General features: G+C 36.5%; 11 protein-coding genes and 1 pseudogene. 10 read left to right on the plus strand and 2 right to left on the minus strand.

Annotated elements, in window-relative coordinates; genetic code table 11:
• Positions 1–12 precede the first annotated feature (12 nt).
• The 5 genes from AC1DCY_RS09255 (at position 13) to AC1DCY_RS09275 (ending at position 6,343) form a co-directional block, all read left to right on the plus strand.
• On the plus strand, positions 13–1,671 hold the full coding sequence (locus AC1DCY_RS09255) for an acyl-CoA dehydrogenase family protein (protein ID WP_477349435.1): 1,659 nt from the start codon (positions 13–15) through the stop codon (positions 1,669–1,671).
• Positions 1,672–1,696: 25 nt separating this feature from the next.
• The gene (locus AC1DCY_RS09260) at positions 1,697–2,482 is read left to right on the plus strand and encodes an enoyl-CoA hydratase-related protein (protein ID WP_477349437.1); all 786 of its coding nucleotides are present in this window, start codon (positions 1,697–1,699) and stop codon (positions 2,480–2,482) included.
• 15 nt (positions 2,483–2,497) lie between these two features.
• Positions 2,498–3,562, plus strand: coding sequence for an enoyl-CoA hydratase/isomerase family protein (locus AC1DCY_RS09265; protein ID WP_477349439.1), 1,065 nt, complete (start codon positions 2,498–2,500; stop codon positions 3,560–3,562).
• 607 nt (positions 3,563–4,169) lie between these two features.
• Positions 4,170–4,805 carry an HD domain-containing protein gene (locus AC1DCY_RS09270; protein ID WP_477349441.1) on the plus strand — a complete coding sequence of 212 codons (636 nt, stop codon included), beginning with the start codon at positions 4,170–4,172 and terminating at the stop codon, positions 4,803–4,805.
• Positions 4,806–4,837: 32 nt separating this feature from the next.
• Entirely contained in the window at positions 4,838–6,343 is a 1,506-nt protein-coding gene (locus tag AC1DCY_RS09275) for a succinate CoA transferase (RefSeq protein WP_477349443.1), read from the plus strand.
• 177 nt (positions 6,344–6,520) lie between these two features.
• Here the strand turns inward: AC1DCY_RS09275 and AC1DCY_RS09280 are convergent, their stop codons facing one another.
• Positions 6,521–7,471, minus strand: coding sequence for a LysR family transcriptional regulator (locus AC1DCY_RS09280; protein WP_477349445.1), 951 nt, complete (start codon positions 7,469–7,471; stop codon positions 6,521–6,523).
• 101 nt (positions 7,472–7,572) lie between these two features.
• On the opposite strand from AC1DCY_RS09280, the gene AC1DCY_RS09285 reads away from it, so the two are divergent.
• From AC1DCY_RS09285 to AC1DCY_RS09300, 4 genes are all read left to right on the plus strand, one after another.
• Positions 7,573–7,707: a DNA translocase FtsK gene (locus tag AC1DCY_RS09285; protein WP_477349459.1), complete on the plus strand. Its 135-nt coding sequence runs from the start codon at positions 7,573–7,575 to the stop codon at positions 7,705–7,707.
• 583 nt (positions 7,708–8,290) lie between these two features.
• Positions 8,291–8,857 (plus strand): DUF6434 domain-containing protein, encoded by a 567-nt coding sequence (locus tag AC1DCY_RS09290; protein WP_477349447.1) that lies wholly within the window; start codon positions 8,291–8,293, stop codon positions 8,855–8,857.
• 387 nt (positions 8,858–9,244) lie between these two features.
• Positions 9,245–9,931, plus strand: a complete 687-nt coding sequence (locus AC1DCY_RS09295) for a hypothetical protein (protein ID WP_477349449.1) — start codon at positions 9,245–9,247, stop codon at positions 9,929–9,931.
• A 31-nt stretch (positions 9,932–9,962) separates the two neighbouring features.
• Positions 9,963–10,169: a hypothetical protein gene (locus AC1DCY_RS09300; protein ID WP_477349451.1), complete on the plus strand. Its 207-nt coding sequence runs from the start codon at positions 9,963–9,965 to the stop codon at positions 10,167–10,169.
• 131 nt (positions 10,170–10,300) lie between these two features.
• Here AC1DCY_RS09300 and AC1DCY_RS09305 read toward each other — a convergent pair whose 3' ends face one another.
• Positions 10,301–10,465, minus strand: a complete 165-nt coding sequence (locus tag AC1DCY_RS09305) for a hypothetical protein (protein WP_477349453.1) — start codon at positions 10,463–10,465, stop codon at positions 10,301–10,303.
• 247 nt (positions 10,466–10,712) lie between these two features.
• Here AC1DCY_RS09305 and AC1DCY_RS09310 point away from each other — a divergent pair.
• A pseudogene (locus tag AC1DCY_RS09310) lies at positions 10,713–10,971 on the plus strand (hypothetical protein); the annotation flags it as partial.

Here is a 10,971-nt window from a genome sequence, read left to right on the forward strand (position 1 = left end):
AGGAGGGCTAGCATGGATAAACTTGAAGACAAAATGACGATCTTTACACCTGAGGACTTTCAAGATGAGGAAGAGCTCATAGCGAAAACGGCAGAGCTGTTCATTAAACAGGATGTCTCACCTAATATTTCATCAATAGAGCAGCATCAATATGAAATCACTCGACAATTATTTCAAAAAGCAGGTGATCTTGGTTTACTCGCCATCGAGATACCCGAAGCCTATGGGGGACTAGAGCTCAATAAAAAAATATCAGGGCTAGTTGCAGAAAAAATGGGCTATGGCGGCTCATTTAGCGTATCTTACAATATTCATGCTGGAGTCGGCACATTGCCCTATGTCTATTTTGGGAATGAGTCACAAAAGCTGAGGTACTTACCAAAGCTAGCTTCAGGTGATTGGATTGGAGCCTATGCCTTGACCGAGCCAGATGCTGGTTCAGATGCATTACGTCCCAAAACTAATGCGATTTTGAATGAAGATGGGTCTGCATGGGTATTAAACGGTGAAAAGCAATGGATTACCAATGCTCAGCTAGCAGATATTTTTGTCGTTTTTGCGAAAACAATCGAAGGAATGACTGCTTTCATTGTAGAACGTACCTTTACAGGGGTTTCTGTTGGGCAAGAAGAAGAAAAGATGGGCATTAAAGGATCTTCGACGGCTACCCTTATTTTGGAGGACGTTGCAGTACCAAGTGATAATGTTCTTGGCGACGTTGGAAATGGCCATAAGGTTGCTATGAATATATTGAATATGGCGCGACTAAAGCTAGCTTTCTCAAACATCGGAACGTCCAAACAGGCGCTACAATTAGCCGTGAATTACGGTAAGGAACGGAAACAATTTCAAAAGCCAATTGTTGATTTTACAATGATTCAGGAAAAACTTGCTGACATGGCGACCTTAATTTATGGCGCAGAAAGTGCTGCATACCGAACAGCTGGAGAAATGGATGATGTTATTGAGTTTGCTAGTAAAGAGTCAAAGGTTCAAAAAATAGCCGATTTCGCTATAGAATGCGCACTCAATAAAGTCAATTGCTCAGAAGCACTTGGAAAAATTGTAGATGAAGCTGTACAAATTCATGGCGGTTATGGCTATATGCAGGATTACGAGGTAGAACGTTTGTATCGTGACGCGAGAATTAGCCGTATTTTTGAAGGAACGAATGAAATCAATCGTTTAACAATCGCGAAAATGTTATATAAGAAGTATGCGCAAACAACTTCTACCTATAATGCTCCAGCAGCATATCAACTTGCAGAAAATAATCATCAATATATCCAGCTTTCCAAGTATTTAATGCAAATAGCCATTTCTGTCATTGCAGATGCACAGATTAATCTGGAACAAGAACAGGAATACATGCGTCTGTTGGCTGATATAGCAAAGGATATTTATGTCATGGAATCTTCATTGCTGAGAACGGAAAAAAGCGCATGTGGAAAAACGAAACACTTAATGACAGATATCTTGTGCCAGGAGGGCTACCGTAAAATAGAAGAAAGTACAATTGACATTATTTCTGCTGCTGAAACAAATGAGCAAATACGAAAAACATGGCTGAATGATATTCAACACTTAAACATCCCGCTACATCAGAATCTCTTTATGAAGAAAAGAGAGATTGCGAAAAGTATCATCAACAACCCAAAATCTATTAGTTAATTCTTAAAAATAGGAGGAAATGATAATGGTCGATACATTTGCCAATGTAAGCAAAGAAGGTTCCATCACGATTGTTCATTTAGACCATCCACCAGCAAATACTTTGTCATCAGCATCAATTGAAAATCTTCGTTTCATTTTCAAAGAGCTAGCAGAGGACAAAGAAACGAACGCCATCATTGTTACAGGCTCCGGCCGATTTTTTGCCGCTGGTGCAGATATTAAGGAATTTGTTTCTGCCTTTGGGCAACAGGAAAGAGCATTGCAAATGGCCGAGGCAGGACAAGCCCTGTGTGATGAGATTGAGGCCATGAAAAAGCCTGTTATTGCTGCCATTAATGGGCCAGCCCTTGGAGGGGGACTAGAGCTAGCGTTAGGCTGCCATTTCAGAATCGCTTCGAGTAATGCCATTGTTGGCTTACCAGAATTAAAACTTGGGCTCCTTCCAACATTCGGCGGTACACAACGACTTAGCAGAATGACGAGTCAAGCAAAGGCTCTACAATTAATTTTAACAAGCAAACAATTAAGTGCTGACGAGGCACAACAGCTAGGCATTGTCCAACTGGTGACGGAGCCAGAGGAACTTCTGCCAACTGCAAAAGCTATTGCTCAATCCTTTGTTGATGGTAAAAGTATGACAAGTGTATCCCGTACAATTGAATGTGTAATTCAGGGCGGGAAAGATCATCTTCAAAAAGGATTGGAACTTGAACGTACACGTTTTGCTGAGTTATTTTTAACAGAGGATGCTAAAGAAGGCGTCCAGGCATTTATTGAAAAAAGACAGCCAAACTTTGAACATTCGTAAGGGAGGAATCCAATTATGGAAAACGAAGTAATATTTTCAGTCAGTGACGGTGGAGCAGCAATCATTACGCTGAATCGACCAAAAGCTTTAAACTCACTTTCCACTCAAATGCTAATGCCCATCGGAGATAAATTGAAGGAATGGCAAGCCAATGATCAAATCCACCTAATCATCCTAAGAGGCGCTGGTGAGAAAGGATTTTGTGCTGGCGGCGATATTAAAACACTCTATGAGGCTCGCTCCAGTCAGGTAGCTTCAAAAAATGCCGAAGTCTTTTTCGAAGATGAATATCAAGTAGATATGGCTATCTATCACTATCCTAAACCGATTATTGCCTGCCTCGATGGCATTGTCATGGGAGGTGGAGTCGGTTTAACCTATGGGGCTAGTCACCGAATCGTTACTGAACGGACAAAATGGGCTATGCCGGAAATGAATATTGGCTTCTTTCCAGATGTTGGAGCTGCCTATTTCCTAAACAAAGCACCAGGCTATGTAGGATACTACTTAGCTTTAACCGCATCTGTCATCCAAGCAGCGGACGTACTCTTTGCCAATGGAGCGGATAGCTATATGACGAGCGATAATCTACACAAATTCCTTGCACGCGTTGAGCAGACTGACTGGCATGCACAGGAAACAAACACAGCTTTAAAGCAATTAATAGAGACCTATTCAAGTAAAACATTTGGAAACAGTAAACTCGCCAGCCTTCAAAATAAAATAGATCAGCATTTCTCAAACTATACAGTGGAAGAAATCGTAGAGTCTTTAGACAATGATCCAAGTAAATTTTCACATGAAACAAAGCATTTACTGCTGTCTAAATCTCCATCTTCGTTAAAAATTACGTTAAAGCAGCTTATAGATGCGCAACATAAAACATTAGAAGAATGCTTTGCGACGGATTTAATCTTGGCTAAAAACTTTTTAAAACATGAGGATTTCTTTGAAGGTGTACGCTCTGTCGTCATTGATAAGGATCGAAATCCACGGTATACCTATAAAACATTAGCTGAATTTACAGATGACGATTTGAAGAAGTTCTTTCAAGATAACAGTGAGAAAATAACGAAGTAAGAACGATTAGATTTAATATCAATAAACAGTAACCATCTACTATTTAAAAGGTAGGTGGTTTCTTGTTGTGAGTTATTTCTTACAGAAAGTCTTAGTAATTTACTATCTGAGTGGGTTTGGTTAAATGGGAAGAACGGTTGATTGTGTTAACGGCAACCTTACCAGATAGTTATTGATCAGATATGAATTGATAGTCAAGTAGCGTTTCTAGTGCTATTTCAGTTGGCGAAGAAAAAAATGTTTTACTGCACGTGGCAATATGAAAAAAAGAAGTAAAGAGATTATCTAATTATGATTTTTAAAGTGATATAAAAAATATATAAAAGAAAGCATCCTTATATAAAAAAGGATACTCTCTCTTTATAAGAATTCTTTTGATGGCGTTCGGTACTCCGAAAGTGTGCATCAAAAGAATCTTTTTATTTTCATTTTAAGACAATCTAATTTATCTCACAGTGTTACTTACTGAGGAGGTGACTACAAATTGAAGGGAGAATCATAGAAGAAATCTATGGTTATTATAGAAATTATAGAATTGCTATATGGAAATGCGATTCTTATAATTCTTAATAAGCAATAGTTATTTTAAATAAGGGAGGTAATACTGATGACAAATATTGCTGGTATTCAAATTCCTGACAGCCGTTTGGCATTAGAAGCTCAGGATATTTTAAAAGAGTATGGTTCTGAATTGCTTTGGAATCATTCAAATCGTGTTTATTTGTTTGGGGCTCTACAAGGTAAAAAAGCTCAGAGAAAATATGATGAAGAACTCCTATATGTAAGTGCTCTGTTTCATGATTTAGGTTTAACAAAACAATTTAGTAGTTTAGATAAACGCTTTGAGGTGGATGGTGCAAATGCAGCACGTCAATTTTTAGCACACCATCATATTGATGATGCTTCAATACAACTTGTATGGGATGCCATCGCACTACATACTACAATCGGTGTAGCGGAGCATAAAGAAAATGAAGTCGCATTGCTATATGCCGGAGTAGGTCTTGATGTAATGGGAGACGGTTATCATGATTTGACGAATGAAGAGCGAAATGAAATTATAAACGCTTTCCCACGTAATCAATTTAAACAAAATATTTTGCCAGCTTTTTTTGAAGGATTCAAGCATAAACCCGAAACGACATTTGGCAATATTAAATCTGATGTTTGTGCATTGTTCATTCCAAATTATAAATCTAAGAACTTTTGTGACTGCGTTTTGCATTCACCTTGGTCTGAATAAAAATTGATAGTAGATAAGGGGATTCATATAGTATGTTAAAACTAGCACATAAGAAAATTCGTCATGTTGCCTTACAAGATAAAATTATATCAGCTCAAGAAGCGGCTTCTTGGATAAAAGATGGCATGTTATTAGGAATGAGTGGCTTTACAAGGGCAGGCGATGCAAAAATAGTACCACTAGCGCTGGTAGAAAAAGCAAAAAAAGAAAAATTCCAAGTTGATGTTTATACAGGAGCTTCACTTGGTCCAGAGGTAGATCAACAGATGGCTGAAGCTGGTATTATTCGTAAACGAGCACCTTATCAAGGTGATCCGGCTATTCGTCGAATGATAAATAACGGAGAAGTACTGTATACGGATGCACATGTTTCGCATAATGCTGAGTTAATTCGTCAAGGAATTGTAGGACCGATTGACTTTGCCATAATTGAAGCTACTGCAATTACGGAGGATGGCTTGTTGATACCTACAACATCTGTAGGAAACTCTCCAATTATTATGCAAATGGCTAATGAAATTATTATTGAATTAAATATTTCACATCCAGACTCTTTAGAGGGAATCCATGATGTTTATATTCCTGATGTACAAGGACAGAGAAGTCCAATTCCTTTAAATAGTGCAGGGGAGCGAATAGGAACTATTGGTATCCCATTAGATATTACTAAGGTACGTGGCATAGTGCTATCTGAAAAAACAGATGCTCCATCAACAATTGTACAGCCAGATGAGGAAACCGCTAAAATGGCCGAGCATTTACTCAACTTTTTACGTGATGAAGTTAAGGCTGGTCGTTTAACAAAAACATTAGCACCTATCCAATCAGGCGTAGGTTCGGTAGCAAATGCGGTTTTAAATGGGTTTTTAGAATCGGAGTTTGAGGATTTAGAAATTTACTCAGAGGTGTTACAGGACGCCGTATTTGAATTAATAGATGCAGGAAAAGTGAAATCCGCTTCCGGTACGTCCATTACACTATCACAGGAACGTGGTGAGCAAGTTTATAGTCAGCTAGAAAACTATAGAGATTGTTTAATTTTACGACCTCAAGAAATATCCAATCATCCTGAAATTATTCGCCGATTAGGATTAATTTCCGTCAATACAGCACTTGAGGTTGATATTTATGGAAATGTAAACTCAACACATGTTTCTGGTTCAAAAATGATGAATGGCATTGGAGGATCCGGTGATTTCGCCCGTAATGCACGTTTAGGAATATTCGTCACAAAATCCTATGCAAAGGGTGGTAATATCTCAAGTATTGTCCCTATGGTATCTCATGTGGATCATACAGAGCATGATGTGGACGTAATAGTTACAGAGTTCGGGGTAGCCGATTTACGTGGTTTAGCACCAAAAGAACGGGTGCCTCTATTAATTAATAATTGTGCACATCCTGATTATCGTCAGCAATTGTGGGCATATTATAATGCTGCGGTTGAGAAGACTGGTCATCATCACACACCACATTTATTAGAAGAGGCGCTGTCTTGGCATGTTCATCTAGCGAAAGCTAAGACAATGAAAAAATAGAGAAATGATGACTAGGCATAGTGCTTAGTCATAAAAAAAATAGAATCCACTAATCACAGCTGTAGTAATACTGTGATTAGTGGATTTCATATTGTTTATTGAGATTTTAACTTCTTCCAGCGGGCAAACATCCGCTGAAATAAGTTAAAGCCTCCGGCGGATGTCACGGAATTATGCCTAGGCATTATTGATTAATGATTGAATCAATTGTCGACTCTTTTCCGAAATTGAAAAGCCAGCTTCTTCAAGTCCCTCAACCATTAACCGAATAAAAGCTTTCGCCGCAAAATTAATGAATTTATCTTTTCTATATAGAAGTACAATTTCTCGCGTTAACGGTGGATTATAGATCGTTCGCTCGCAAATAGCATTCGTTTTATACAGGTGGCACAGTGTTTTCGAAATAATTGTAGCCCCGACATTTTGTTCAACTAGTTTAAAAATGGCTTGAACACTAGCTGTCTCTATTTTAGGTTTCACATGAAGCTTTTCTTTGCGAGCCGCACTATCAATTACTTTCCTACATTGATGAATAGTAGGAAATAATATAAGCGGAAGCTCTAAAACATCTTGCAAGGCTATTTTTTCAGATGCTAGTAACGGGTGATCGTTATGAGCAACGAATAGGAGTTCTTCAGTAAACAAAGGAATTATTTGAAGCTGCTCTTCCTCATAATTGAAGTACTCTTGTTTATAGGAAATCGCAAAATCGATTTTATTGTCTTTAAACTGTTTTAATAAATCATCCGAGCTATTGATACAGATTTGTAGATCTGGATAGTCAAGATGAAAGTCTAACAAATAGTCCGATACTAAATTTGTTAATTCACCAGGTAAAGTACCGATTACTAATTTCCCTGCTTTTAATTCTTTCAGTTCAATTATCTGGTTGCTTGTATTATCTATTGCTCGAAATATATGGGTACATTGTTCAAGCAATATTTTACCTGCATCTGTAATCGCTATTTTTTTTCCTAGACGATCGAATAGTGGAATGCCCAGTTCATTTTCCAATACTTTAATTTGATGACTAAGCGTTGGTTGAGAAATATTCAATTTTTCGGCAGCCTTTGTAAAATGAAGCTCATTACACAGTTCTATAAAGTATTCAAGCTGTCGTATCTCCATATACGTACCTTCTTTAATAAAATTATTTCTTATATTATATCATTATTCATTTAGAGAACCGTATAAATCCTAGAAGAATTTATATCAAGTTTTAGCCAGTTATTAAAGAACCAACAGCTTCTATTTCGAAGTTTCAAAGAAAACTTAGAATTGATGATGTACGCTCTGGTAGATTAGTTGAAATGTTCCGAGAGCTAGGAGTTGTTTCTTCACCTGATAGTAGTAAACCTCTATAAGTATTAGTTAATGATCTTGAAGATGTCCAAAATACCGTAGAGGAATTAGAATTGACAAAAGTAAGGACTATGGGACATTCTACAAATCTGTGATAGCAGCACATGAAGCGGAGACGCTACAAATCAACTAATGCTTATGTTGAAAAGAGGGCCATATGCTGATATTTGTTTAAGGCTCATCCATCAAACGTCTTCAAAAAAGAAGGAGATTGAAAGGGTTACATATAGTTAAAGACGATTGTTTACGAAAAATCCTCCAAAAACAATTAACGAACTATTTTACACAAATCCATAAAGATTATTCGTATTTTAATATTAAAAATGCTATTCGTCCATCGGCTGGATACTTCATCATTTGATTAAAACACGAATATTATATTTGAAAGTTATCCAAAACAAAACTAATAAAGACTGTTTTCTCAAAGCTTGTTACTTTCCCGTACGTTTCTCCTTTAAGGGAACTAGCTAAGGTTCATTTATTATGCTATTTTCGTAAACTTTGTTGTTTTTTGATTAAGATAATTTTTGTTGAATAAAAACTAATATTCTATAATAAAAAAACAAGTGAATAGGAGGTATAATTTTGAGACCTAATTTAACGAAAGATATAAGTGTAGAAGATTTTAAAGGTTTCTATTGGTTAAAGGAAGAACTGCAATCTTTTTGTAGAGGACACGGAATAAGTTCTTCTGGTTCTAAAATAGAGATTTCTGATAGGATTGAAACATTCCTTCAGACAGGGGAGATTAAAAAGCTTGTCAGAAGATCAATAGCGAAGAAGATAGAACAGGAAATAAATTTAAGCCTTGATACAGTCATTACGGAAAACCACCGTTGCAGTCAAAATGTAAGGGCGTTTTTTAAGACAATTATCCCTAAGTTCCATTTTTCTACCTATATCCAAAATTATTTTAAAAACAGCGTAGGAAAAACTTATCGCGATGCCGTAGACGCTTGGCATAAGGAAGAAGAACGAAAGAAAGACCCTTCGTACAAGAAAAACATTGCACCTCAATTCGAATATAACCAATTCATTCGCGACTTTTTTTCTGACCCGAAAAATCAAGGAAAAAGGCGAGAAGAAGCGATTGAAGCCTGGAATGAAATTAAGAAACAACCCGGAAGTAATAAATATATGTCCAATAATTAGTTAAGCACACCACAACATTTCTACGCAAGCATTTCCTTGATCCTTTATCGGAGTTGATATAAGACACAATTCGCTTGCTGTCAGCATACAATGTTACATACACTTTTTACATCTCTATAATTTTTCACTAGGCTACAAAGTAGTCTAGTTTTTTTCTTTAATGGCAATGCTCATTAAGTTACTATTTATGGACAAGAATTATGCAAAAAAGTTTTTAACATTGAAGAAATCATCAATCATTATAACCGATGATAAGCTTTCCACAACTTCGGCCCCTTGGGTATTTCCAATATTTATAAATTATAACTTTACTCAATGTAAAAAATGAGTGTAAAATGTTAAATATTACAATTGATTTGTAATATTTAACATTCAAAGGAGTCGGAGATGAAAAAACTAATTTACGCAGCAGGTTTGTCCCTCGGTCTATCTTTTTTTGGTATGAGCTCTTCCGCTTTTGCCTCGGAAAGCGTAGATTCTCTTAGTAATCAAGATGTTGTAGAAGAAAACGTTTCGTTGGAAAATGAAAAGAATGGGTTGATCAACCCTAACAAACGAATTTTGAGCACAGAGCATCCAACTCCTTATTCTCAAATCACAACGTATTCAAATGGTTCAGTAACTGGAATTGATTTCAGTGAAGCTACTTTTTACGATGAGGAAGGCAATGTAATTGAACCACCAATCGATGATGATACCAATTTAATAACACCTTTTTCTGAAGGTACCACTGGTGGGAGTTGGAGTAACGGTACAGGATATAGTTGCGCAAAAGGGGTTACAGTGTATGCTGGAACGCTTATACCTTCTGTAGATCTGAGATTTAAGGCGGATTTTTGTACCTATAAAGGAGCTTATGATGAACTCACTAGAGTTTACGGCGATTCTGTAAGTGCTTATGAATGGGATTATATAGGTACACCAGGTGTATATCGTGACAAGGAAACATTAGAATATTCGGCATACGGTGGAATAAAAGCGAAGATAAGACCAAAAGAAGGAGCAAATCAACGCACAGATTATGTATATTTAAGAGTAGCCAAAGACTCTTACTGGGTTGATTCTTCATTTTAATTATCTTAACTAATGAAAGAAGGTTATTTTAGTGGCAATAGAAGGTTTATTTGGTTTAATCATTGAACCACTCTTATGGTCATTAGTTGTTTTTTTTAGCTTGCAGACAATTATTGTTACCTTCAATAATGCTGATACAAAAGCAAAAAAATATGCAATCGTCACTAGTGTCTTAGTGTTTTTATTAGTTATATCAGATGATATTATGAGAATGATTGATATTATGAGAATGCGTTAGACAAACCCAAAGAAATTTAAAATTGTCCACAAGATGAACCAGGTACATTTAAGTACCTGGTTTTCATTTATTTAGACATTCATTCATTAATCCCAAGGTATATTATCCATACAAAAACTTTGAAATTAGATTTATCCTATCGCGTGATTACAAAATCCAGTCTTAGGTGTTTCGATTTCTTTCCATCCGTGGTCATTCTCTCGATCCCATTGATACCATTGAACAACTTCAGCAATACTATGAATGCCTTCTTTAATTTCCTCAATAACAAGATAATTATAAAGACGTTCTTCCATATCACTCCAGTTTTCTAGTGCTGCTTTTCTAGCAATCTCTTCTTTTTCAAAGGCTGTTTTCGTATAGATTGTTGCTCTCTTGAAAATACTGAATATGGTTGAATATAATGCATTTTCAGGAGGCGTTCAATAATGTGGCGATATGTATATGAAGCAGTCGGAGAATTAGGAAAAGCAGATCAACTAGCCTTATTTAAGGCAATAAAATGCAACTACGTCTCACGCAATTGCTGCTATCTATTTAGGTGTGTCGATTGCTTTTGGAAAGAGTATCGTTCGTTGGGCTGATGAAAGGTTTTTATACTACATAAAAAAAGAGGGAACAAAACCTGAAAAAAAGACTGGTTTCGCATATGTTCGTAATTCTTTGAAAGGGTCTTTTCAGCATTTATTTGCATATATCATCGGAGCAGGATTTTTATTAATATTGATATACCTAGTAAATGATGCGGACCGTAGCTCTAAACTTTTTGAAACACTAAAAGTATGGTCTTTAGTACTGGGAA

It is taken from the genome of Lysinibacillus sp. 10T31, assembly GCF_056394365.1.